The following is a 24410-nucleotide window of genomic DNA, read 5'->3' as shown; positions in this document are numbered from 1 at the left end:
AATCTTTGATATATTATATTATAACAGGAGGAGTATTAAATGGCTATAATTTCAGCAAATAACGTAAATTTATCATACGGAATAAATAGCATATTACAAAATATATCTTTCATTGTAAATGAAGGCGATAAAATCGGTGTTGTAGGAGATAATGGAGCTGGAAAATCAACTTTATTTAAACTTATAGTAAAAGATCTTCAGCCTGACATCGGAAACATATCAATGCCACTAATAAGCGTAGGATATCTTGAGCAAAACGCCTATATAATAAGCAACAAGTCTATTTACGATGAAGTCAAGACAGTTTTTCAAGACATTGAAAATCTTGAAAATGAAATAAAGAAGCTGGAAAAATTGATAGCAGATACAAAAGATGAACCGAAACTAAACAAGCTTCTTGACGAATATTCAAAGTTGACAGATGAGTACAATAAAAAAGAAGGTTATTCAGTCGACAGCAAAGTTCGAGGCGTGCTTATAGGATTAGGCTTTAGCCAAGAAGAATTTGATAAACCTGTTTCTACCTTAAGCGGTGGTCAAAAGACAAGGCTTATGCTGGCAAAGGCGCTTTTAAAAGATCCTGACCTTCTTCTTTTAGACGAGCCTACAAATCATCTTGATATACCTTCCATAGAGTGGCTTGAGCAGTATTTGAGATTTTTTAGAGGAACTGTAATGGTCATATCACATGACAGATTTTTTCTCGACAGAATCGCAACTCGAATATTTGAAATAGAAAATAAGACATTGAAATCCTACGATGGAAATTACACAGAGTACGTAAAGAAAAAGAATGAAGAAATAAGCATAATAATGAAGGCTTATGAAGAGCAGCAAAAGGAAATCAAGAGAATACAAGAAATGATAATGATACAGAAAAATCGCCGCCGCGAAAAATCAGTGAAAATGGCTGAAAGCAAACAAAAACTTCTGGACAAGATGGAAAAAATAGATAAGCCTTCTATAAACAATGAAACAATTAAGCTTTCATTTGATTTTATAGAAAAAAGCGGAAATGATGTTTTAAAGGTGTCTGACCTCTCATTGTCTTTCGATAAACCTGTATTTCACAATATAAGCTTTGAAGTCTACAAAGGAGACAGAATAGCTATCTTAGGACCTAATGGCGTAGGAAAAACTTCTCTCCTTAAAACCATAGTAGGCGAGATTGCAAATTACGAAGGAAGCATAAGCTTAGGTACAAATGTATCAATAGGCTATTATCAACAGGAGTTTTCAAATCTAAACGATGAGAAAACAATAATCGACGAAATATGGGATGAAAATCCTTATCTGACTCAAACAGAAGTAAGGACTATGCTGGGCTCTTTTTTGTTCAGCGGCGATGATGTGTTTAAACAAATAGGCAAGTTAAGTGGCGGCGAAAAAGCAAGAGTTTCCCTTTTAAAGCTTATCCTTTCAAAAGCCAACTTTCTACTTTTAGACGAGCCTACAAACCACCTCGATCTGAAGTCAAAAGAAGTTTTGGAAAAGGCATTGTTAGATTTTGGTGGCACACTTCTATTCGTGTCACATGACAGGTACTTTATAGACAAAATGGCCACAAAAGTATTGGAAATGTCCAGCGATTCTATCAACGAATACTATGGGAATTATTCGTACTACGTAGAAAAAAGAAATGAAAATAATACAAAAGAAGATGAAGAGGAAAAAAAGACAAAGACACAGCTTAAGAACGAAAAAATGCGAGAAAAGCTAAAGCAGAAAGAAGCCAAAAAGCAAAGGGAATACATGGTACGTATAGAAAACGAGATAATAGAAACTGAAGATGCCATAAAAGAATTGGAAGAAAAAATGTGCAATCCCGATATATACAAAACTGGAGAAATCGTCGATACACAATCAAAATACAATATGCTAAAAGAAAAATTAGAAAAACTGTATGAAGAATGGGAAATTTTAAGCGGGTAGATTATGCCCGCTTTAATATTGCTTCTTCAAATCGATGACGTTTATGTAATCGCCATTGCCCATATATGCTTTAAGGTTGTGCTTCAATATCTGCACTGCCCTTTCCATGTACCGAGGCGATATGCCAGCCGTATGTGGTGTGATTATCACATTTTCCATGTCCCACAGAGGACTATCTTTTGTAAGTGGTTCATTTTCAAATACATCCAACGCAGCGCCCCTTATGGTTTTTTGCCTTAACGCATCAATGAGGGATACCTCATCGACAACGCTTCCTCTACCGATGTTTATAAATACGCTATCGCTTTTCATGCTTTTAAAAAACTCAGCATCTAAAAGATGGTATGTATCATCAGTCAAAGGCAGCGCACATATTACGTAATCAGCATTTGAAACTGCAGATATCATATTTTCATCTGTGTACATCTCATCTATAAATGGACTTATCTTGCCTGATTTTCTTACTCCTACGGTTTTCATTCCAAATTCCCGTGCAATCCTTGTTATTTCTTCTCCAATGCTTCCGACGCCAAGTATGCAAACAGTCTTCCCGTACAATTCAGAAACCCTTACAGATTTGTCCCATTCTTTATTGATTTGCTTTCTTATGAAGTAATTTAATCCTCTTTCAAATAAAAGCATGTATCCTACAACTTGCTCGGATATCTGATACTTGTGAACACCTTTTGAATTGGTCAAGATGATGTTCCTCTGTTTTAGTAATTCAAACGGCATCGCATCAGCACCAGCACTCAATAGGTGAATCCACCTGAGGCTTTTAGCACTGTCTATCAATTCTTTTTGAGCATCTCCATCAAAGCAAACCAGCACTTCCACATCTTCAATATATTTGGAAATGTCCTCTACATCGCCTTTGCTTATTACATTAAAATTTGGCGCAATGTTTTGTATCTCCTCAATATACTTTTTGCCTACCTTTGAAAGAAAAAGCATGTTATTCATAATAGAAAGCCCCTTTCTTTTTTCCATTTGATTACATAATATCCAAACTATTAAAGTTAATCACAGTATCCACAAAGTTATCCACAGACATATTACAGCATTAAAGCAGATTTAAAGACAATTTTCCACAATATACACAGATTTTTCGCCAACAATCAAAAAAGTTTTAAGTACGGGACAGCGTTTAAGTCTAATCCTGAAACTTTTCCGCGAATAAAGTCAAAATACCCCGCACTTGCTATCATAGCACCATTATCTGTGCAGTACACTTGTTTTGGAAAATGAATCACAAACCCTTCTTCATCAGCCAGTTTTTTTAATCTTTCTCGAAGAAGGCTGTTAGAGGCCACACCACCTGCTATGGATATTTTTTTTATATTTTTAAACTTAGCAGCCTCAATAAGCTTTGATGACAAAACATCGACTACATTCATCTGAAAGCTGGCAGCATAGTCTGCCACATTTATCTCAATGCCATTTTGCCTTTCTTTGTGCAGTTGATTTATGACTGCTGTCTTCAATCCGCTAAAGCTAAAATCAAAATTGTCCTTTTCCATAAAAGACTTTGGAAAGTTATACCGATATGGATCACCGCTTTTTGAGATCTCATCTATTTTAGGACCGCCAGGATAGCCAAGACCTAATGCTCTTGCCACCTTGTCAAATGCTTCTCCTGCAGCATCATCCATCGTTCTACCGAGAACCTCATACTGTCCATAGTCTTTTACAAAGACGATGTGGCTATGTCCACCTGATGCTATAAGACAAATAAATGGCGGTTCAAAATCGCTGTCAAGGTAATTTGCAGATATATGCCCTTCAATATGGTTTACGCCAACAAATGGTACGGCTTTCCCGTACGCCAACGCCTTTCCGTACGAAAGTCCTACCAGCAACGCACCTACAAGTCCCGGACCGTATGTAGCAGCGACAACATCAATGTCATCAAGCGTCACATCAGCTTTAAAAAGAGCCTCTTTCACCACATTTCCTATAGCTTCAATGTGGTTTCTGGATGCTATCTCAGGGACAACACCACCAAATTCCTTGTGTATATTTATCTGGGAATATATGACATTAGACATCACAATTTTACCGTCTTTTACAACACTTGCCGATGTCTCGTCGCAGGATGTTTCAATTCCTAATACAATCGTGTTTTCCCTCATACAATCTCTCCTTACATATCGTATTTCCACATTATCACTGCATCTTCATTGTTGTCCTGATAGTACCCTCTTCTTTTGCCAACAGGTTTAAACCCGTATTTTTTATAAAGCGATTGTGCTACAAGGTTAGATTCTCTCACTTCCAGCGTCATAGACGTTATGCCTTTATTTTTAGCAAGTTCAATCAAACCTTCAACGATGGCAGAACCTACACCTTGCCCTCGAAAGTCCGGATGAACTGCAATGTTGGTTATGTGTCCTTCATCAACAACCACCCAAAAACCACCATATCCAGCTATCTGGCCGTCTACCTCAGCAACAATATAATGTGCACAACTATTTTTCGTAACTTCCATCACAAATGATTCAAAAGACCATGGCACAGAAAAGCTTAAATACTCAATTTCCATGACTTTATCTATATCGCTTTTTACCATAGGGCGAATCTTTATATCCATAAAACCCTCCAAAAGATCATTTAGAATTTTCCAACGGTGCAGGCTTTCTAACATAATACGGTTTAAAATCAAGATATGTGCATATCTCTCCATTTGATATTTTTTTAAGTGCCATCATACCAACCGATGACGCCCTTGATATGTTGTTAATCGGCGATGCAAATATAGCATCAGGCAATGCACTCTTTAATGTGTCTTTATATGGCAAAATACCATCTCCGACGAATAAAACTTCCTCACTGTATCCCTTTACTATGTCTATAACTACACCTAATTCTTCCAGCGACACATCTTTTAGCCTACTTATCTCACTACCACCTTTATAAAAAGCTGTATAGACGTTTCCTCTTAACGCGTCAATTATAGGGCAGATAATTCCTTTAAATTCTCCTACGTTATAGGCAAGGGCATCTAAGGATGATACACCAACAATTGGCACATCAAGAGATTGAGCCAACCCCTTAGCAGTAGCAGCACCTATCCTTAATCCTGTAAAAGATCCCGGTCCTTCACATACAGCTATATGAGTTATCTCCTCTTTTTTTGTCTCTGCCATTTTTAAAAGTTCATCAATCATCGGCATCAATATGACAGAATGTCTCAAATGATTTATGGAAAATTCACCTATTAAGCCACTTTCATCAACTAAAGCAACAGTAGCTGTCTTTGACGATGAATCTATTGCAAGTACTTTCATCACTTCATCTCCTTAATCACTTCATCGTATTTTGCACCATGTGATTCTATCTCTATTATCCTCTCATCAAAAGAATCACCCATGGAAATATGTATAAATATATTTTCCTCCGGGATAAGAGGCATTATCTTTTCAGGCCACTCGATGACACAAACACCGTCGCTGTAAAAATACTCCTCATATCCTATATCGTATAATTCCATGTAGTCGTCAATCTTGTACACGTCAAAATGGTAAAGGGGAATTTCACCCATATGCTCATTTACAATCATAAATGTAGGGCTTGTGACATAGTCGTATATACCCATACCTTTAGCAATGCCTTTTGTCAAAACTGTCTTGCCTACACCTAAATCTCCAGATATAAGTACGATACTTCCTCTTGTTAGTAAACCACCTAACTTAAACCCTATCTTTTCTGTTTCATCAGAGCTTTTTGTCCTAAAAGATACTTTCATACGCAACACCACCGTGAAATTTATACAAATATTATATACCAAGTATACCATAAAACAAACGCTTAATGGCTGAATAAAAAAGCACACAAAAAAATAACGGAACACTGTCCGTTATTTTAAATAACTACATCTTCAACATTGGAGATAATTTCTTGTAAATGAGGAATGTAATTAGTGATATTACAAAGCCTTTCAAGATGTTGAATGGGAAAATACCGTACGCTATCAATGTCTTCAAATCAACTATATGGCTATTTACCGCCTTTCCCATTCCAACAATGGCACTTAATGGCCAACCCATTATCTTTTGGTATAGTGGCAAAAATACATAGTAGTTTAATACTGATCCCGCAACAGCCATGACAATAGTTCCTAAAATCATGGCAAATAATGCCGACTTTTTAGATTTGTTTCTCATATAGATTATACCAACCGTAAATACGTAAATAGAGCCTACAACGAAATTTGCCACTTCTCCTATACCTGCAGATTGACTAACTGGAAGATGTATCACATTCTTTACTATCTCCACAAATATGCCGTATACAGGCCCTAACGCAAATGCTGCTAAAAGAGGTGGTATATCGCTAAAATCAAATTTTAAAAAGCCTGGAAATAGTGGCAATTGAAATTCTAAGTACATCAGTACAAATGCTATTGCGGAAAGCAACCCTACAGTCACAATCACTTTTGTCTTGCTGTGTTCCATAAATGACACCTCCAAATTTAAAAATCCCGAAGAAACATCTTCAGGATAAAAGCAACAAAAATAAATCTTCTTCCATCCAGACTGTACTGTCGGCCTTGGAATCTCACCAAGTCCACCGCATCTGCGGGTCGCGGGCTCGCTTACGCTTACCGCCGGTCGGGAATTTCACCCTGCCCTGAAGATATTCTCCACTGGTTTATTCAATTCTAAATACTATAATGTCACAAATATATCAATTTGTCAAGTATTTTTTAATCGTCAACCACAACAGTGCCTGTATTCCCTGATAAAGCATCATGTGCTTTTTCTAAAGACGTAATTATGGCTCGCCTTCCCTTTCTTGACCTGGCAAACCTTATTGCAGCCTTGACTTTCGGCATCATTGAACCTTCTGCAAAATGGCCTTCATTTAAATACCTCTCTATATCATAGCTTGAAATTACATCGAGAGGCTTTTCATCAGGCTTTTTGTAGTTGATGTACGCTTTTTCTACAGCGGTTAAAATCAATAAAATATCTGCATCTAAATCTTCTGCCAATTTTTCAGATGCCAAATCTTTATCTATCACTGCCGCCACACCTTTTAAGCTGCCATTTTCCCTTACTACAGGTATTCCTCCACCACCTGCCGTTATTACAACGACACCGTTTCTCTCCAAAAGCTTTATTGTGTTTAATTCAACTATCTCTTTAGGCTCTGGTGATGCTACGACTCTCCTATATCCTCTTCCACTGTCCTCTACCATCTGATATCCTTTTTCCTTTTCCAATAGCTCCGCATCTTCCTTAGAGTAAAACGGCCCTATTGGCTTTGTAGGATGTGAAAATGCAGCATCATCTTTATCTACAACAACTTGTGTAACGATTGTTGCAACATCCTTTTGTATGTTTTTCTCTTTGAAAACCTCACCTAAACATTGCTGAATCATATAGCCTATCATTCCCTGACTTTCCGCACCACATACATCAAAAGGCATGGCTGGTATTATGTTAGACGCTGTCTCATTCTGTATTACGATGTTTCCTACTTGTGGCCCATTTCCATGTGTCACAATGACAGAATAGCCTTCTTTTATGATGTCTGCAATATACGACGCCGTCTTTCTAACTGTATTCAATTGTGATTCGGCTGTTGGCACCATGTCCTTGTCTTGCAGTGCATTTCCCCCAAGCGCAATTACTACTTTCCCTTTCATCGTATCCTCCTACTTACGCAAATAATGACATTCTACATTATATCATTTTATTAGCGATTTGAACAGTATGTGAAAAAGCCAAGGCAATTTGCCTTGACTTTTTTAAAGAATCGTCGCTATCATGACAGCCTTAATTGTATGCTTTCTGTTTTCGGCCTCGTCCCACACCCTCGACTGCTTTCCTTCAATTACTTCGTATGTGACTTCCTGACCTTTTACAGCAGGCAAACAGTGCAAAAATATCGTGTCAGACCTCTTTGTCTTTTTCATAAGCTCATCGTTCACTTGGAATGGCCTTAAAAGCATTTCTCTCTCTTTTTGTTTTGATTCTTCTCCCATAGATGCCCATACATCTGTGTAAATTGCATGTGCACCTTCTAAGCCTTCACCAGGTACATCCGTCAGAGTAAATGTCCCGCCATTTTCAGCAGCCATTTCTTTAATCTCATTTATGTAGTCCTCTTGAGGCCAAAGCTCTTTTGGTGAATTAATCACGTAGTCCATACCCATTTTGGCACAGCCAATAGCCAACGTGTTTGCCATGTTGTTCCTTCCATCGCCGACAAACACCAATTTTGTGCCTTTTAAATGTCCAAACTCCTCTTCTATCGTCATTAAATCAGCTAAAACCTGTGTAGGATGGTATTCGTCTGTAAGTCCATTGTATACAGGGACGCCAGAATACTTTACAAGTGCTTCCACAGTACTTTGGCTGTATCCTCTAAATTCAATGGCATCAAACATCCTGCCGAGAACCCTTGCAGTGTCTTCTATAGATTCTTTCGCCCCAAGCTGAATATCATCTGTCGACAAGAAGACAGGGTGTCCTCCTTCCTCACCAAAAGCTGTCTCAAATGCACATCTCGTCCTTGTTGAGCGCTTTTCAAATATCAACGCGATTGTCTTTCCTAAAAACCTTTGATGGACTATTCCTGCCTTTCTTTCTGCTTTAACCTGCTTTGAAATGTCCAGAAGATACCTTATCTCCTGTGGTGTATAGTCTTTTAAAGATAGTAAACTCCTGCCTTTTAAATTAAATCCCATTTACTTTCCTCCTATCACAAATTGTATTTATGATTGAAATACTAATTGTCCGTTTACGAACACATATTTTGTTTTGGTCTTTATCTCAATTGGACTTCCATCAAATACAGCTATATCTGCGTCTTTCCCTTTTTCAATGCTGCCAACCCTGTCATCTATGCCGACAATCTTAGCTGGATTTATAGTAATAGCTTTTAATGCCTCCATCTCATCCATACCTTCTCTTACTGCAAGCCCTGCACAAATCGGAAGGTAATTAAGCGGAATGACAGGATGGTCTGTCATGATGGCTACATCCAACCCTGCTTTTGATAAAATCCCTGGCGTCTTAAAGGTAAGATTCGAAAGCTCCACTTTTGATCTTTCAGAAAGTGAAGGACCAACGATGACTTTTGCATTTTCCTCAACAAGGTAATCAGCAATAAGATGACCTTCAGTGCAGTGATCAAGTGTTATATCAACGTTAAATTCCTTCGCTATCCTTAAAGCAGTAAAGATGTCATCTGCCCTATGTGCATGCGCCTTCAAAGGTATCTCTCTTTTTAATACTTTAACTAATGCCTCAAGGCCCAGATCTCTTGCCGGCTTTTTCTCATCATCAGAAGGATCTTTTTCCATGTCCTCCATGTACTCTTGAGCCTTTATAAGTTCCTGTCTAAGCAGTGCAGCAATGCCCATTCTGGTCATAGGCATCTTGTGCTGTTCATTGTAAACAGATTTCGGATTCTCTCCAAAAGCCACTTTAACTGCAACAGGTTCTTTTATTATCATGTCGTCGATGCGTCTACCATAAGTCTTGATGGCTACAAATTGTCCACCTATGACATTAGCACTGCCAGGGCCTGTAACAGCCGTAGTCACGCCTGCCTCGTACGCTTCTTGAAAATACTTATCCATAGGGTTTATGCCGTCAATAGCCCTCAACTGTGGTGTAATAGGATCTGTCTCCTCATTTCCATCTGCCCCTTCAAATCCTACGGCATTTTCCCACATGCCTAAGTGACAATGAGCATCTATCATGCCTGGCATAACTGTTAAACCAGATACATCTATGATTTCCGCATTAAGCGGTGCTATTATTTCCTCACCTACATCTAATATCTTTCCATCGCCTATAAGTACATCAGCCTTTTCATAATTTTTCCCTGCCATAGTCAATACTTTGCCGCCTTTTAAAAGATACACCGTAAAACCCCCCGTCTAAAATTTTTTCAAATGAAAAGAACCTAAAAGATATTATACTACACTGATAAAATTTGTAAACAGAGTAGGAAGTTTAATTTATCTTTTTGATTATCTTGTCTTTATTTAAAAATCCGATGACAAACAAAAGAACCGCTATCGCTGAAACAACAGCAGAAACCACGTAGTTTTTATGCTCAATGTTCGAACCAATATATGAGGAAATAACTATTCCAGGAAGCCGAGCTAAAGCCGTTATGAGAAAATAGTTTACAAATTTAACTGGTGTTAATCCTGCCACATAAGACAAAGCATCTTTTGGAAGGCCAGGCATCAAAAACACAATGAAAAGTCCCAATTCTCCTTTTTTGTTGTTTATGATGTAGTCAAATTTTTTTAGCTTATCCTCTGATATCATACCCCTCACAAACTCATATCCCAAAAGCCTTGCTATGGCAAAGCACAAAACAGAGCCAATGGTTATGCCAATCAAAGAGTAAAGAGAACCTAAAACAGCACCATAAAGGTATCCACCAGCTACCTGCACCACTTCGCCGGGTATTATAAATATTACAACCTGCAGCACCTGTATAAGTATAAACACCAACACGCCTTTTGCACCGAAGCCCAAAATCCAATTCTCGAACTTTGCAGGGTCTTTTAAAAGGTATGTAAGGTAATCACCATACCGAAATAGTACCCAAAAAAACAAAAATACAAAAGCACCTATTAATAAACTATTTATAAAAAGTTTATTTTTGTTTTGCCTCATCTATTTTCCTCCTAAAGATCTCTAAACCTGCTTTCATCGCAAGGCATCGAAGATTTTACGCTGTATACCTTCATTTCAGGATACCTTAAAGCAGAAAGCTTCCCTCCAAATACACACCCTGTATCTATGTTAACCGTATTATTCAAAAACCTCGGCTCTTTCACAGGCGTATGGCCGTACACGACAATCGGTTTGCCTTTATAGTCCTTTGCCCAGTCAAGCCTTACTGGCGTGCCATCTGGATTTTTTTCACCTGTTATATCTCCATATAAGACAAATTGCCTTACGTATTTTCCGTAAAAGCCTATGTATTTTTCCTTAATTCCCGCATGTGCCACAACAAGCTTGCCACCGTCTAAAACAAGGTACATTGGAGCCGTTTCATAAAGCTCTTTAAAATGTGAAGCGACAATTCTCTTTTGCTTCTCGCTTAAGCCATTTAGCTCATCTATCGTTGTCTCCAATCCATGTATGATTTTTACATTGTGTCCTAAAAGATAGCGGTAAAGCTTGTTGCAGTGATTACCAGGGGTGTAAAGGGCTTTTTTAGCTTTAACATTCCTGTACACAAGCTCAATGACATCTACAGAATTAGGTCCTCTATCTGTAATATCGCCTAAAAACACAAGCTTTCTATCATCTTTATGAAAATATACGCCATCTTTTAATGTATAGCCCAGTAAATCTATTAATTCTGTAAGCTCTTTATAGCAGCCGTGAACATCGCCGATAACATCATAAGCTGTCAATATAAAACCTCCACTTATTCATATCATACATATATTATTTCATTGAAAGTGATATTCTATTTCTTTCTACGTCAACATCAATTACTCTTACCTTCACTACATCACCTACAGACACCACATCCAAAGGATGATTTACGTACTTTTGAGACATCTCGGATATGTGAACGAGCCCATCTGTATGAACACCTATATCTACAAAGCACCCAAAGTCAACGACGTTTCTCACAGTTCCCATCAATTCCATCCCTACTTTAAGCTCCTCGATGGTCATTACATCCGACCTTAGAATTGGCTTCGGAAGGTCTTCTCGAGGATCTCTGCCAGGCTTTTTCAATTCATTTACAATATCATTAAGCGTAGGAAGTCCTATGTCGTATTCTTGTGATAACTTCAAAAGTCCATACTCCTCAAGTTTGTAAGCAAAATCCCTCAAGCTTTTCGCGTCTAACTTATCCTTAACATATCCAAACTTCAAAAGAAGTTTTTCCAATACCTCATAACGCTCTGGATGTACACCTGTAGAGTCGAATATGTCGTCACCATTTAATATCCTTAAAAAGCCTGCACATTGCGTAAAAGTCCCTTCACCTAACCTTTTAACTTTTTTCAGCTCATTTCTGTTTCTAAACTTGCCAACCGTATTTCGATACTCAACTATGTTTTTCGCTATGGTCCCATTTATACCTGCTACGTACTTTAAAAGCGATACAGATGCAGTGTTTAAGTCAACTCCTACGCTATTTACACAATCTTCAACAACACCATTTAAAGCTTCACCCAGCATCTTCTGGTTTACATCGTGTTGGTACTGCCCTACTCCAATAGACTTAGGATCGATCTTTACAAGCTCAGCTAAAGGATCCTGAAGCCTTCGCGCCATCGATATAGCACCTCTTAAGCTTACATTTACGTCAGGAAATTCCTCTGTCCCTATCTCTGACGCCGAGTACACCGATGCACCAGCTTCATTTACTATGACGTACTTCAAATCTCTGCCCATCTCTTTGATTAGATCTGCTATAAAAAGTTCACTCTCTCTTGATGCAGTTCCATTTCCCAATGAAATAAGACCAACATTGTACTTCTCTATCAAGTCTTTCAAAACCACTTTTGCTCCATCTACATCATTTTGAGGTGGCGTAGGGTAGACAGTGGCAGTATCTAAAAGTTTTCCTGTTTCGTCTACAACGGCAATCTTGCACCCTGTCCTGTATGCTGGGTCAAAACCCATCACAACATATCCTTTAACAGGCGGCTCTAAAAGTAGGCTTTTTAAGTTCATCTTAAACACTTTTATAGCTTTATCTTCCGCAAATTCAGTAAGTTTATTTCTTATTTCCCTCTCTATAGATGGCCTAATAAGCCTTTTGTATGAATCAACTATTGCACTTACATGATACTCTTTAAAAATCGATTGATTATTTACATTTTCTGTAATTAATCTATTCACTATCTTTTCATCGTCTACGTCTATCTTGACAGAAATATACCCTTCTCTCTCAGCTCTGTTAATAGCTAAAATCCTGTGAGGAGGTATCTTTCTAATTGACTCTCTGTAGCTGTAGTACATCTCATAAGGAGATTTTTCATCTTTAAGCTTTTCTGTAACAATACTGCCATCTTCCCAAATGGTATCTCTTATGTACTTTCTCGTATCTGCATCATCAGATATGTCCTCTGCCACTATGTCCATAGCGCCTTGATAAGCTTCTTCCAAAGTTGCCACATTGTCATTTAAAAACTTCGAGGCATAATCATCTGGATTTCCTTCTTTGATATTGCCTTCAGATATTAACTTAGACAGATCTTCAAGCCCTTTTTCTTTCGCTACAGTTGCCCTTGTCCTTCTTTTCGGTCTATAAGGCCTGTAAATATCATCTATTTCCTGCAGTGTCTTGCTGTTTTCTATCCTCTCTTTTATTTCATCCGTAAGCTTCCCCTGTTCATCAATCAAGCGAATCGTATAGGCTTTTTTCTCCTCTAAATTCCTTAGGTACAAAAGCCTGTCATAAAAATTTCTCAAAACTTCATCTGACAGGCTTCCTGTCGCTTCTTTCCTGTACCTTGCAATAAATGGTATAGTATTCCCATCGTCAATGAGTTTGATGGTATTCAGTACCTGAAAATCTTTCAATCCAAATTCCTGCTTAAGTGCTAATGCAATCTTATCCATAAAACCTTCCCTTCATTTTTAAAATTTAAAATAAGGGATATCCCGCCGATATCCCTTTATGACACCTTCTGCTTTAAATATGCGTTGATAAAGTCGTCTATCTCCCCATCCATAACAGCATTTACATTGCCAACCTCAAAATTTGTCCTATGGTCTTTTACCAGCGTATAAGGCTGAAATACGTACGACCTTATCTGATTTCCCCAACCTGCTTCCTTGTGCTCTCCTTTTAAGTCCTCTATCTTTTCCTTCTGCTCTTTTATCATCATATCCATCAGTTTTGCCTTAAGCATCTTCATTGCAGTCTCTCTGTTTTGCATTTGTGACCTTTCTGTCTGGCATTGCACGATAATACCCGTAGGTATATGAGTTATCCTAATAGCCGATTCTGTCTTATTGACGTGCTGACCGCCTGCACCAGATGACCTGTAGGTATCTATCTTCAAATCCTCAGGCCTTATATCCACCTTAATGTCATCATCTATCTCCGGCAAAACTTCAACAAGCGCAAATGAAGTGTGTCTTCTTCCAGCCGCGTCAAACGGGGAAATCCTGACTAACCTATGAACACCTGCTTCGCTTTTAAGATATCCATACGCGAAAGGACCTTTTACCATAATTGTCACGCTTTTTACACCGGCATCATCACCAGGCAAATAGTCTACCGTCTCCACATCGTAATTTTTAGATGATGCCCACCTCATATACATCCGCAAAAGCATCTCGGTCCAATCTTGCGCTTCTGTACCGCCTGCACCTGCGTGTATAGAAAGGATTGCATTGTTTTTATCGTAAGGCCCACTTAACAGTGTCTTTATCTTCATGTCGTTTATCTTTTTGGAAAGAGCTTTGTACTCCTCGTGGACTTCTTGTGAAAGGGATTCATCCCCTTCCTCCAATCCCAATTCAATAAGCGCATTTAGATCTTCCCACTGTTTTTCCAATGCTTCATATTCTGAAATAATTTCTTTTAAATCTTTCTGCTTTTTCGAAAACTCTTGAGACTTTTCTAAATCATTCCAAAAATCAGGCTCCGACATCTTTTTGTCAATCTCTGCTACTTCCCTTTTCAATCCTTCGATGTCAAAGAGAAGCCCCCATTTCTTTTATAGTATCTATCATATTCAAAACTTCTGTCTTGTAATCTGCTAACACTCAATCATCTCCTTCAAAAATCTTTATTGATTTGCTCCACAGCATTTCTTGTACTTCTTGCCACTGCCACATGGGCATGGATCGTTTCTTCCAACTTTTTTCTTCTTGACTACAGGCTTTTTCGGTTCATCCCCACCTTGATTTGTAGCAATAGGCTTAGCCACCTGCTCTCTATGTGGCATATTGTCATTTCTTATCTCTATATGGTACAGGAATCTCACAGTATCCTCCTGAATAGAGTTTACAAGATCTTCAAACATCTCATATCCTATTTTCTTGTACTCTATGACAGGATCTACTTGTCCGTAAGCTCTCAATCCTATGCCTTGACGAAGCTGATCCATCTCATCGATGTGATCCATCCACCTCGTATCCACAACTTTTAAGAGGACTATCCTCTCTATCTCTCTCATCTGTGGACCTATCTGCTGCTCTTTTTTCTCATACTGCCTTACAGCTTCTTCATATATTATATCTGTAAGCATTTCCTTATCGAGCCTACCAAAATCCACATCTATTACTACGCTGTCTTTTTCCAAAAATAGATCGTAAAGATGATTCAATAATCCCTCTATATCCCACTCTTCAGGGTATTTGCTGCCTGCAGTGTAGATTTCAACATTCCTTCGTATGATATCTTTTACCATATCAAGGATGTACTGCCTTAAGTCTTCTCCTTCTAATACCTTTCTTCTCTCTTTGTATATTATTTCCCTCTGCTTATTCATCACATCATCGTACTCAAGGACACTTTTCCTTACATCGAAGTTTATGCCTTCCACTTTCTTCTGTGCTTGTTCTATCTGTTTTGTCAATATTTTATGCTCGATAGGCTGATCATCTTCTATGCCCAATGTGTTCATCATATTTTTTATTCTCTCAGAGCCAAAAAGCCTCATAAGCTCATCTTCGAGAGAAATGTAGAATCGAGACTCTCCAGGATCGCCTTGACGTCCAGAACGTCCTCTTAATTGATTGTCTATTCTTCTGGACTCGTGCCTTTCCGTACCGATTATATATAGTCCACCCAGCTTAACAACTTCTTCATGCTCTTTTTCAGTTTCCTTCTTTATCTCATTTAAAAGCTCCTGATATCTCTCTCTGGCCTTTATAAGCTCTTCGCTGTGCAATGGCCCATACCCAGATGCTTCATTTATGACATCTGGAGAATAGCCCTCTTCAATCATCTTTTTCTTCGCCAAAAATTCAGGATTACCGCCTAAAATGATATCAGTACCACGTCCAGCCATGTTTGTAGCTATTGTAACAGCGCCTTTTCGTCCTGCTTGTGCTATTATCTCTGCTTCTTTTTCGTGGTATTTCGCATTTAATACCTGATGCTTTATGCCCAATTTCTTAAGCATATTGCTTAATTTCTCAGACTTTTCAATGGTAATAGTACCAACAAGTACAGGCTGTCCCTTTTTATGATGTTCAACTATATCCTCAACGACAGCCTTAAATTTAGCTTCTTCCGTCTTGTATATGACATCTGGATGATCTATCCTTATCATCTCTTTATTGGTAGGTATTACCACGACATCAAGACCATATATAGCTCTAAACTCCTGCTCTTCTGTAAGAGCAGTACCTGTCATACCTGCCAGTTTATCGTACATCCTGAAGTAATTTTGGAAAGTTATCGTGGCAAGAGTTTTGCTTTCTCTTTCGACTTTCACGCCCTCTTTGGCTTCTATTGCCTGATGCAGACCTTCGCTGTACCTTCTGCCAAACATAAGCCTTCCAGTAAACTCATCTACTATTATGACTTCTCCGTCTTTTACGACGTAGTCCTTATCCCTTTTCATTATGGCATGTGCTTTTAAGGCCTGATTTATACCGTGGGAAATCTCTATATTTTCAAGATCTGCAAGATTATCCAAATTAAAAAACTTCTCCGCTTTTTCAACACCTTTTTCAGTCAAACTTACTGCTCTCGCTTTTTCATCTATAGTATAATCTTCTTCATTTTTTAAAGTTCTTACAAAGGCATCGGCTCTTTTATATAAATCTGTGGATTTTTCGCCAACACCAGAAATAATAAGGGGTGTTCTGGCTTCATCTATCAATATGCTGTCGACTTCGTCCACGATTGCATAATTTAGATGTCTTTGTACCATTTCCTCTTTATATATGACCATATTGTCTCTTAAGTAGTCAAAACCAAACTCATTGTTTGTACCGTAAGTTATATCAGCAGCATAAGCTTTCTTTCTCTCCTCTGAGTCCATGTCGTGAAGGATAACACCAACACTCAAACCCAGAAATTCGTATATTTTACCCATCCAGTCACGATCCCTTTTAGCAAGATAGTCGTTGACTGTGACGATGTGAACTCCTTTACCTTCCAAGGCATTCAAATAGGCAGGTAATGTTGCAACAAGCGTCTTTCCTTCACCAGTCTTCATCTCAGCTATTCTGCCTTGATGTAGTACAATACCGCCTATTATTTGCACTCTAAAATGCTTCATCTTAAGCGTACGCCATGCAGCCTCTCTAACGACTGCAAAAGCTTCCGGCAATATATCGTCAAGTGTTTCTCCATTTTTCAGTCTGTCCTTAAATTCTTGAGTCTTGCCTCTTAGCTCATCATCTGAAAGCTTTGACATCTCTTCCTCGTATGACAAAACCTCATCTGCTATAGGTTCAATTCTCTTTACTTCCCTCTCGCTGTAACTGCCAAATATCTTTTCTAAAACTCCTAACATTTACTCACCTTCTCAAGGTTATTATCATTCAAGTATATATTATAACATTATATCGTGACCATATCAAGAAAATGAAGGTATATACCAAAATGATTGATGACAAATTTTGTTAGTGATGGCTTTGTTGTCAAATTTCTTATTAAATATAAAAAGATCCATGTTATTCTAATTGTCTAACATGGATCTTTAATATCTCAATTTAGCGGATGTGCTTTTATGTATTCACCGTATTTTTTGTCTACTTTGCTTATATGGTTTATAAGCCAATCGACTAATTTCCGGTTTAAAGTGGTTACTATTGATACGCTTACTCCGTTCTTTTTAACGTCATTTTCTATTTCTTGTATGTCGCTTATAAATTTCTCGTGAAGCTTTTTATGCTGAGGTAACTCTGGGTATTTGTATTTTTCTAAAAGTTTTTCCTCATCGCCAAAATGTTTCACTGTATATTCTCTTAAAAACCCCAGTATCTCATAAACCTTGTCTTGACCTTGCTGCTTCATACACGCATCAAAAACATCATTAACCTTATTGAAAAGTTCTTTGTGTTCATCATCTATCATGTCTATACCTACAGACAATGATTGTTGCCACTTTATCACTTCAACTCCTCCTCACGAAAATTCTTGTTACATAATAATTATAATATATATTTATTCGACAAAAAATCCTTTTTCTTTAAGTTTTTTTTCGATTCTATCTAATACTTCTTTTGAATCCGCTTCTACCGTATGTAAATGAACGCCTTCTGTCAATGACGACAAAAGAGTTGCTTTAGCATTTTCCACGCTTTCCATAAATCTCTCAACATCATATCGAGATGAAATCATCAGCAATCCTCTTATTTCGCCATAGATGGGGTGTTCAACGATCACGTCTAAGACCTTTCCACCATTATCTACAATAGTATTCAGTTCTTCCTCAGTTCTATCGAAATAATGTTTGCTTGCAATTACTTTTGTGTATTTGCCTTTATCGCTTGAACCTAAAATATAGCCTTGCGGAGTAGACAATATCTTTATTCCTTCTGCTCTTAATATAGCTATGTCCTGGACAATTATCTGCCTTGTAACGCCTAAAATATCCGCCAGTCTATTGCCTTTAACAGGTCCTTCTTCAGATTTTAAAATATCTAAAATCTTACCTCTTCTTTCTGCCGAATTCATTTATCAACACCTCTTGAAGATATAAATGCACATTTATATTTTAACTCTCTTAGAGGCATTTATCATCGCATTTGAAACCATTAGAAAAATTCCCGTTGCTATAAATAAGTCTCCTACGCTGAAAGTTTTTGGAAGTGGATACGGCTTAGGCAGATAAAGAATGTCACACAAAAATTTAAGCTTTGTAGATGAAGTCATGGCTTGATGGGTTGGAATGATGTTTTTTGTGAGCTCAGGCACTAGATAGCCAATCCCAGCCGCTTTAAGAGAATTAATCGACACAGGCATCCTTCCACCATTTGCGAAAATAACTATGAAATTTAAAATAATGCCTATAGATATTATTTTCATGTATTTGTTATGTCGATTGTACCACAATCCTATAAAAAGCATCAAATAATCCAAAAAATGTATGTATGCTCTATATGTCATTATGATTGGATATTTATCCGTTAAATTAAGCACTCCGAACTCAAGTCCAAAGCCAAGTATAAAAAAAATAGGCATTTTTATATCTATGTCGGCAATGCCGCTTAGCTTTCCTCTCCTTAATAAAAAGCCGTATATAAATGAAGCGCCAAGAGAATCAAAAATCATGTTTAAAATCCTCCTTATTCTTTTCGTATGCTTTTTTGAAAAGTTTTATTATTCTTGGGCTAAACTGCGTCCCTTCACTATCAACTATTATCTTGTACGCTTCTTCTCTCGTATAGGCATTTCGGTAAGGTCTGTCAGATACAAGCGCATCAAACACGTCTGCAATAGCCAGTATCTCTGCCTCCAGCGGTATCTGCCTTCCGCTTATCCCATCGGGATATCCATTTCCATTGTACCATTCATGGTGATACCTAACCCAATACCTTACGTTTTTTAAGAAAGGCACATCTTTCAATATCTCATAACCGCTTACAGGGTGCTGTTTGATATGGTCGTATTCTTCTTTCGATAGTTTTCCTGGTTTGTTTAAGATATTTTCAACAATGCCTATTTTGCCTACGTCATGTAAAAGCGCAGCTATACGCACCATTTCAGTATGTGCCTCGCTAAATCCAGCTTCCCTGCAAAGATAAACGGCTAATTTTTCTACACTTTTAGAATGCCCTAAAGTGTATCTGTCTTTGGCCTCTAATGCCTTCGTAAGGGCATTTATAGTGTCATAATAAGACTGTTTTAACTCCATATTTAATTTAAACATATACCTTACCATGATGAGTGGCACAAAAAAGATTAAAAGCGCTATATAACCATATGCAATAAAAGAAGACGCCATCAATATACCTATAAATGCTAAAAATAAGAAATTGGTCATCATCCAGCTAAAATCTTTAGTCCAAGTCTTCAAAAAAGGTTTATTCACTAACATTGAAACTAAAATCGTCACCAATATATTATTCAGAAAATAATATACAATGGCTGCAACAATAGCTTGAAAAATGTATTTCGGATAGATAAAAACACCACTTACTCCACCTAAATATTTATAAACTAAACTGGCAACAAAAACACTAATTGATATTTGAGAAATGTTAAATAAAGTCTTATAATACGGTCTGTTTAAAATTGTCCTTATATTCTTATTCTCATCAACTGCTATCTGTAAAATCATACCCAATATTGCTACTATAATAGCATTTGGAAAACCAAGTATAATTACAGCCATTAAGTCTATAGCATATCCAACAGAAACTGCAATATCCTTATTTATATACACAGGAAGTGACTCTGTTGCAGCGGCTAGTATACCCAAAACTACCGTTTCAAATATTTTATTGTAGTTTATATTTAAAATAGAATACACTATCACTAATAAGCCTAATGTTATTACAATTGACATAAAAGTTTTTACTTTTCTATTTAACATGATAACCTCCTATAAAAACATCTACCCAAACCTCATTGCCAAGATAAGTTTGCACCACCAGCAAGTGCTAATGCCAATAAAGCAAGAAGTACTTTTATGATTGTTGCTTTTTTCATCCTGAAACCCTCCTTTACCAAAGATGCTCTCAAGCTTCTCAAGCTTCAGGCGAAACGCTACGCTTAATAAAGGTTTGGGTAAAAAATAAGCTATTTAATTATCGACTGTCGAAATGACACGCCTGTTTAAAGCGTCTAATGTTGCTTTAACAAGTGCTTCACCTTCATCTTTTTTTACAATGCTGGAGCCTACAAGAAGCTCCTCGCCTTGAGGCGTCGCGTGTGTCACTGCGACTATGGCTATACGCTTTTTGGCAAAAGAATATATATCAACATCTTCTAAAATGAGATTGTGATCATCTGGAAGTATTTTGGATACACACTCAAGTGTGGCATTTACGATTATCCTGTTTTTATTCCTCTCTGTATTTACACCTTTATATACACCTTCATACATTTCAGAACCCTTTGTAAGGACAACGGTTGCTTCTAAGTTCACTCCATTGTTGGCAAACGTTAAATTTGTAAAAGCAATCCTCTCATCGTTATAGTATCTGCCACTTGTCTCCACCTGTGCAACGCTAATTATCTTGTAGTTTACATCTACTTTAAACTCAGCCATTAAGACCGATTGAACATCTCTTGCAATCTGCTTCGCATTTCTTGATGTATCAGCTAAAACATGAATCTCCGCAATCTGACCGTTTTCAGCTATAACCCTACTTGATATTACGCTTTGTACCCTATTTATCAATTCTTCCATAGAATTGATAACTTCTTTTGTAAATTCAACCAACGTGCTCACACTCCATTTTTTCAATCAACTTTTACACATACAGGAATAATATTCTACAAAAAATTCTATTTTCCTTCTTTATCGCATAAAAAAATTGAGGGTTTTTTATAACCCTCAATTTTTCTTCACATTGTCGGCTCTATCAATCCATATTTGCCGTCTTTTCTCTTATACACAACTGTAAAATCGTCTGTCTCGGAATTCGTAAATACAAAGAAATTATGTCCTAAAAGGTTCATTTGAAGTATAGCTTCCTGTACAGACATAGGCTTCACAGCAAATCTCTTAGTCTTTACAACTTCAAACTCCGATTCGTCCTGTGCATCATTTTTTATGTAATCCTGTTGAACATCAAATCTGATTGATTCTGGTGTAAAATTATTTTTCAGTTTCGTCTTGTACTTGAGTATTTGTTTTTCAAGCTTATCAACAACATTATCTATCGAAGCGTACATATCGTCGCTAACCTCTTCAGCTCTAAATATCATCCCTCTAAAAGGTATCGTAACCTCTGCAATCTGGTTATTTTTCTGAACACTCATGACGACACGTGCTTCTGTGTCATCCGCAAAAAACTTCTCTATCTTGCTTAAACTCTTTATAGCTGCATTTCTAAGTCCATCTGTTATAGCCATGCCATTTCTACCGCTTACTGTAATCCTCATACAATACAACTCCTTTCTTTATGTCTATATTATTATAATTCTACATGAAATCTAATATTCCTGCATGAATTCCCATTAATATTTTGCGAATTTTGAAAAATATAATGATAGATGAAATAAAAACGGGTGCATCTGCACCCAGTAAAACTTACAGTATTTTGCTGAAAAATTCTTTTGTCCTTGGGCTTTTAGGATTGCTAAATAATTCTTCTGGTGAAGCTTCTTCGACTATCACTCCGTCATCTACAAAAATAACTCTATCTGCAACCTCTCTTGCGAATCCCATCTCATGAGTCACTACTATCATCGTCATGCCTTCATTGGCCAGCTCTTTCATGACATTTAAGACTTCCTTAACCATCTCCGGGTCCAGTGCAGATGTAGGCTCATCGAAAAGCATCACATCCGGCTGCATAGCCAGCGCTCTGGCAATAGCAAGCCTTTGCTTCTGGCCTCCAGACAGCTTCACAGGATATGCATCTCTTTTGTCCTCCAGACCAACTTTCTTTAACAGTCTCATTGCAATATCCTCTGCAGTCTTTTTGTCCATCTTCTTCACTTTAATAGGAGCCAGGGTTATATTGTCAATAGCCGTCATATTCGGAAATAAATTAAAGTGCTGAAAAACCATGCCGACTTTTTGGCGTATCTTATTTATATCAGCCTTTTTATCGTTAATTTTTTCTCCTTCAATGTATATGTCTCCTTTTGTCGGCTCTTCAAGAAGGTTTATGCACCTTAATATGGTGCTTTTCCCAGAACCACTTGGACCGATTATTACCAAAACTTCGCCTTTTTTTACTTCTAAGCTTACACCTTTTAAGACTTCTAAATTGCCAAATCTTTTATGGAGGTTATCAACGCGTATCACCAGTCCTTAACCTCCTTTCAAACTTGCTTAAAAGCCTTGAGAATACCAGTGTCATCACAAAGTAAATGGCTGCTATTATTATAAGCGGCTCAAATGCCCTATATGTCACACTTGACACTATCTCTGCTTGCCTTGTAAGATCTGCAAAGCCTATTACAGATACTATAGACGACTCTTTAAGCATTACGACAAATTCGTTTCCTAAAGCCGGCAAGATATTCTTTATTGCCTGGGGAATTATGACGTACCTCATAGCCATGCTGTGAGACATACCTAAAGAGCGAGAAGCTTCCATCTGACCCGGATCTACCGCTTGAATGCCAGAGCGTATTATCTCCGCCACATAACCGGCACTGTTCATAGAAAGGGCTATTATACCTACTACAAATCCCGGAAACTTTATACCAAATTGAGGCAAACCGTTGTATATGATGAGTATCTGCACCAAAAGCGGTGTGCCTCTTATTATCTCCACGTATGCTGAGCCAATAAAGCTCAATACTTTCACGCTGGACATCTTCATCAAAGCAACAATCAAACCCAATACTGCACCTATTGCCACAGATATAATAGTAAGCTCTATTGTCATTATGAGTCCATTTATAAAAAGCTGTGTGTATTGTGGCATACTTGAAAAATCAAGATTCATTAACCTTTTTTCTCCTTTCAAGAGGCTTTATTTTCCCATCCATTTGTTTAACATTTTTTCGTATTCACCACTGTCTTTAAGGTCTTTTATTACACTGTTTATCTGGTTTACAAGATCTTGATTTCCTTTTGCGACTGCGACTGAGTATCCTGGCACTGCTTCATTTATCTCTTTAATGTGAAGCATCTTCATGTCTTTATACTCTTTTAAGTATGCATCCGCAATTGTGCTTTCCATCAATATAGCGTCTACTCTGCCATTTTCCAATGACAAAAATGCATCACCTAATCTATTTAGCTCTTTTATGTCTATTCCCTTTATCTTCTTAGCTGCATCATCAGACGTAGTGCCAAGCTGTACAGCTACCGTCTTGCCTTTCAAGTCATTTAAATTATTTATATTGCTGGAATTTTTCACGACTAAAACCTGCTCAGAATTATAATACTCATCAGAAAAGTCAACATTTTTCTTCCTCTCTGGTGTGGCATTCATACCTGCGATAGCCATGTCAATCTGGCCACTTTGAAGAGCTGGAATAAGCCCTGTAAAGTCCATATCTTTTATCTCCAGTTTTACACCTAACTTTTTGGCAATTGCATTGGCTAAATCTACATCAAAGCCCATTATAGTATCTTTACCATTGACAACTTTGTGAAATTCAAACGGTGGAAAATCAGCACTGGTACCCATGACGATAACTCCTGATTTTTTCACTCTGCTTAGCGTAGACTGTTTCGAACAACCGCTTAGCGCGATTGACATAATAGTGACAAGAATTAGAGATATTATCAACCTTTTTTTCAATTTTTTCTCCTCCCGACAACAGATAATTTACTAAATAATTATACTATCACATGCATAATATTGCAATATATTTTTTAACTCATCAGAGATTTCGCATCAAAATTCCAGCAAAAAATTTATCTTTACAAGAATTTTTATATTTTACATCTAGTTGAATATATGGTAATAGTAAATCCA

At 37.5% G+C, this 24410-nt stretch carries 24 protein-coding genes and 1 riboswitch; of the genes, 1 reads left to right on the top strand and 23 read right to left on the bottom strand.

Features of this window, described 5'->3' with window-relative positions; all coding sequences use genetic code 11:
• Window positions 1-39 precede the first annotated feature (39 nt).
• On the top strand, window positions 40-1932 hold the full coding sequence (locus HNR52_RS09570) for an ABC-F family ATP-binding cassette domain-containing protein (protein ID WP_435620450.1): 1893 nt from the start codon (window positions 40-42) through the stop codon (window positions 1930-1932).
• 12 nt (window positions 1933-1944) lie between these two features.
• On the opposite strand, the gene HNR52_RS09565 is transcribed toward HNR52_RS09570, so the two are convergent.
• From HNR52_RS09565 to HNR52_RS09455, 23 genes are all read right to left on the bottom strand, one after another.
• Window positions 1945-2895, bottom strand: a complete 951-nt coding sequence (locus HNR52_RS09565; RefSeq protein WP_435620449.1) for a D-2-hydroxyacid dehydrogenase — start codon at window positions 2893-2895, stop codon at window positions 1945-1947.
• Between the two features lie 155 nt (window positions 2896-3050).
• On the bottom strand, window positions 3051-4064 hold the full coding sequence (gene tsaD, locus HNR52_RS09560) for a tRNA (adenosine(37)-N6)-threonylcarbamoyltransferase complex transferase subunit TsaD (protein WP_435620448.1): 1014 nt from the start codon (window positions 4062-4064) through the stop codon (window positions 3051-3053).
• An 11-nt stretch (window positions 4065-4075) separates the two neighbouring features.
• Window positions 4076-4522: a ribosomal protein S18-alanine N-acetyltransferase gene (gene rimI / locus HNR52_RS09555; protein ID WP_013787467.1), complete on the bottom strand. Its 447-nt coding sequence runs from the start codon at window positions 4520-4522 to the stop codon at window positions 4076-4078.
• Between the two features lie 16 nt (window positions 4523-4538).
• The gene (gene tsaB / locus HNR52_RS09550) at window positions 4539-5219 is read right to left on the bottom strand and encodes a tRNA (adenosine(37)-N6)-threonylcarbamoyltransferase complex dimerization subunit type 1 TsaB (RefSeq protein WP_435620447.1); all 681 of its coding nucleotides are present in this window, start codon (window positions 5217-5219) and stop codon (window positions 4539-4541) included.
• Entirely contained in the window at window positions 5219-5677 is a 459-nt protein-coding gene (tsaE, locus tag HNR52_RS09545) for a tRNA (adenosine(37)-N6)-threonylcarbamoyltransferase complex ATPase subunit type 1 TsaE (protein WP_435620446.1), read from the bottom strand. Before tsaE ends, tsaB begins: the two co-directional genes overlap by 1 nt.
• 124 nt (window positions 5678-5801) lie before the next feature.
• On the bottom strand, window positions 5802-6386 hold the full coding sequence (locus HNR52_RS09540) for an ECF transporter S component (RefSeq protein ID WP_013787464.1): 585 nt from the start codon (window positions 6384-6386) through the stop codon (window positions 5802-5804).
• 60 nt (window positions 6387-6446) lie between these two features.
• Window positions 6447-6573, bottom strand: a riboswitch (FMN riboswitch).
• Window positions 6574-6637: 64 nt separating this feature from the next.
• Window positions 6638-7582, bottom strand: a complete 945-nt coding sequence (gene arcC, locus HNR52_RS09535) for a carbamate kinase (RefSeq protein WP_435620445.1) — start codon at window positions 7580-7582, stop codon at window positions 6638-6640.
• Between the two features lie 102 nt (window positions 7583-7684).
• Window positions 7685-8626, bottom strand: a complete 942-nt coding sequence (gene argF, locus HNR52_RS09530) for an ornithine carbamoyltransferase (protein WP_435620444.1) — start codon at window positions 8624-8626, stop codon at window positions 7685-7687.
• A 27-nt stretch (window positions 8627-8653) separates the two neighbouring features.
• A complete protein-coding gene (locus tag HNR52_RS09525) occupies window positions 8654-9811 on the bottom strand; it encodes an amidohydrolase (RefSeq protein WP_435620443.1) in 1158 nt (385 codons plus the stop codon).
• Between the two features lie 91 nt (window positions 9812-9902).
• On the bottom strand, window positions 9903-10580 hold the full coding sequence (locus HNR52_RS09520; protein ID WP_013787460.1) for a TVP38/TMEM64 family protein: 678 nt from the start codon (window positions 10578-10580) through the stop codon (window positions 9903-9905).
• Between the two features lie 11 nt (window positions 10581-10591).
• The gene (gene prpE, locus HNR52_RS09515) at window positions 10592-11329 is read right to left on the bottom strand and encodes a bis(5'-nucleosyl)-tetraphosphatase PrpE (protein WP_435620442.1); all 738 of its coding nucleotides are present in this window, start codon (window positions 11327-11329) and stop codon (window positions 10592-10594) included.
• Between the two features lie 34 nt (window positions 11330-11363).
• The gene (locus HNR52_RS09510) at window positions 11364-13502 is read right to left on the bottom strand and encodes a Tex family protein (RefSeq protein WP_435620441.1); all 2139 of its coding nucleotides are present in this window, start codon (window positions 13500-13502) and stop codon (window positions 11364-11366) included.
• Window positions 13503-13558: 56 nt separating this feature from the next.
• Window positions 13559-14657, bottom strand: a protein-coding gene (prfB, locus tag HNR52_RS09505) for a peptide chain release factor 2 (RefSeq protein ID WP_435620440.1) whose coding sequence is annotated in 2 segments (ribosomal slippage) — window positions 13559-14587 and window positions 14589-14657 — 1098 coding nt in all. Because the reading frame shifts where the segments join, the coding sequence is not laid out codon by codon here.
• 23 nt (window positions 14658-14680) lie between these two features.
• The gene (gene secA / locus HNR52_RS09500) at window positions 14681-17365 is read right to left on the bottom strand and encodes a preprotein translocase subunit SecA (RefSeq protein ID WP_435620439.1); all 2685 of its coding nucleotides are present in this window, start codon (window positions 17363-17365) and stop codon (window positions 14681-14683) included.
• A gap of 194 nt (window positions 17366-17559) precedes the next feature.
• Entirely contained in the window at window positions 17560-17967 is a 408-nt protein-coding gene (locus tag HNR52_RS09495; RefSeq protein ID WP_435620438.1) for a bacteriohemerythrin, read from the bottom strand.
• A 51-nt stretch (window positions 17968-18018) separates the two neighbouring features.
• Complete coding sequence (locus HNR52_RS09490) at window positions 18019-18531, bottom strand: transcription repressor NadR (RefSeq protein ID WP_435620437.1); 513 nt, start codon at window positions 18529-18531, stop codon at window positions 18019-18021.
• Between the two features lie 33 nt (window positions 18532-18564).
• A complete protein-coding gene (locus tag HNR52_RS09485) occupies window positions 18565-19128 on the bottom strand; it encodes a DUF5317 domain-containing protein (RefSeq protein ID WP_013787453.1) in 564 nt (187 codons plus the stop codon).
• A complete protein-coding gene (locus tag HNR52_RS09480) occupies window positions 19118-20392 on the bottom strand; it encodes an HD-GYP domain-containing protein (RefSeq protein WP_435620436.1) in 1275 nt (424 codons plus the stop codon). Before HNR52_RS09480 ends, HNR52_RS09485 begins: the two co-directional genes overlap by 11 nt.
• A gap of 210 nt (window positions 20393-20602) precedes the next feature.
• A complete protein-coding gene (locus HNR52_RS09475) occupies window positions 20603-21244 on the bottom strand; it encodes a hypothetical protein (protein ID WP_435620435.1) in 642 nt (213 codons plus the stop codon).
• 125 nt (window positions 21245-21369) lie between these two features.
• Window positions 21370-21909 (bottom strand): ribosome hibernation-promoting factor, HPF/YfiA family, encoded by a 540-nt coding sequence (hpf, locus tag HNR52_RS09470; RefSeq protein WP_435620434.1) that lies wholly within the window; start codon window positions 21907-21909, stop codon window positions 21370-21372.
• A gap of 148 nt (window positions 21910-22057) precedes the next feature.
• Window positions 22058-22780, bottom strand: a complete 723-nt coding sequence (locus HNR52_RS09465) for an amino acid ABC transporter ATP-binding protein (RefSeq protein WP_013787449.1) — start codon at window positions 22778-22780, stop codon at window positions 22058-22060.
• A complete protein-coding gene (locus HNR52_RS09460; protein WP_274893315.1) occupies window positions 22767-23429 on the bottom strand; it encodes an amino acid ABC transporter permease in 663 nt (220 codons plus the stop codon). Before HNR52_RS09460 ends, HNR52_RS09465 begins: the two co-directional genes overlap by 14 nt.
• A gap of 27 nt (window positions 23430-23456) precedes the next feature.
• The gene (locus HNR52_RS09455; RefSeq protein ID WP_013787447.1) at window positions 23457-24233 is read right to left on the bottom strand and encodes a basic amino acid ABC transporter substrate-binding protein; all 777 of its coding nucleotides are present in this window, start codon (window positions 24231-24233) and stop codon (window positions 23457-23459) included.
• Window positions 24234-24410 lie beyond the last annotated feature (177 nt).

The sequence above is a fragment of the Thermoanaerobacterium thermosulfurigenes genome (genome assembly GCF_051201035.1).
In the GTDB taxonomy this organism is placed as follows: Bacteria; Bacillota; Thermoanaerobacteria; order Thermoanaerobacterales; family Thermoanaerobacteraceae; genus Thermoanaerobacterium; species Thermoanaerobacterium thermosulfurigenes.
This window is presented reverse-complemented; position numbering and strand designations above follow the sequence as displayed.

Excerpts from the sequence above, each read along its gene's own strand:
- tsaD (WP_435620448.1), bottom strand. The coding sequence starts at position 4,064 with ATGAGGGAAAACACGATTGTATTAGGAATTGAAACATCCTGCGACGAG.
- HNR52_RS09460 (WP_274893315.1), bottom strand. The coding sequence starts at position 23,429 with ATGAATCTTGATTTTTCAAGTATGCCACAATACACACAGCTTTTTATA.
- arcC (WP_435620445.1), bottom strand. The coding sequence starts at position 7,582 with ATGAAAGGGAAAGTAGTAATTGCGCTTGGGGGAAATGCACTGCAAGAC.
- HNR52_RS09490 (WP_435620437.1), bottom strand. The coding sequence starts at position 18,531 with ATGAATTCGGCAGAAAGAAGAGGTAAGATTTTAGATATTTTAAAATCT.
- tsaB (WP_435620447.1), bottom strand. The coding sequence starts at position 5,219 with ATGAAAGTACTTGCAATAGATTCATCGTCAAAGACAGCTACTGTTGCT.
- hpf (WP_435620434.1), bottom strand. The coding sequence starts at position 21,909 with ATGAGGATTACAGTAAGCGGTAGAAATGGCATGGCTATAACAGATGGA.
- rimI (WP_013787467.1), bottom strand. The coding sequence starts at position 4,522 with ATGGATATAAAGATTCGCCCTATGGTAAAAAGCGATATAGATAAAGTC.
- argF (WP_435620444.1), bottom strand. The coding sequence starts at position 8,626 with ATGGGATTTAATTTAAAAGGCAGGAGTTTACTATCTTTAAAAGACTAT.
- HNR52_RS09520 (WP_013787460.1), bottom strand. The coding sequence starts at position 10,580 with ATGAGGCAAAACAAAAATAAACTTTTTATAAATAGTTTATTAATAGGT.
- HNR52_RS09570 (WP_435620450.1), top strand. The coding sequence starts at position 40 with ATGGCTATAATTTCAGCAAATAACGTAAATTTATCATACGGAATAAAT.
- HNR52_RS09510 (WP_435620441.1), bottom strand. The coding sequence starts at position 13,502 with ATGGATAAGATTGCATTAGCACTTAAGCAGGAATTTGGATTGAAAGAT.
- HNR52_RS09480 (WP_435620436.1), bottom strand. The coding sequence starts at position 20,392 with ATGTTAAATAGAAAAGTAAAAACTTTTATGTCAATTGTAATAACATTA.
- HNR52_RS09485 (WP_013787453.1), bottom strand. The coding sequence starts at position 19,128 with ATGATTTTTGATTCTCTTGGCGCTTCATTTATATACGGCTTTTTATTA.
- HNR52_RS09540 (WP_013787464.1), bottom strand. The coding sequence starts at position 6,386 with ATGGAACACAGCAAGACAAAAGTGATTGTGACTGTAGGGTTGCTTTCC.
- secA (WP_435620439.1), bottom strand. The coding sequence starts at position 17,365 with ATGTTAGGAGTTTTAGAAAAGATATTTGGCAGTTACAGCGAGAGGGAA.
- HNR52_RS09565 (WP_435620449.1), bottom strand. The coding sequence starts at position 2,895 with ATGAATAACATGCTTTTTCTTTCAAAGGTAGGCAAAAAGTATATTGAG.
- tsaE (WP_435620446.1), bottom strand. The coding sequence starts at position 5,677 with ATGAAAGTATCTTTTAGGACAAAAAGCTCTGATGAAACAGAAAAGATA.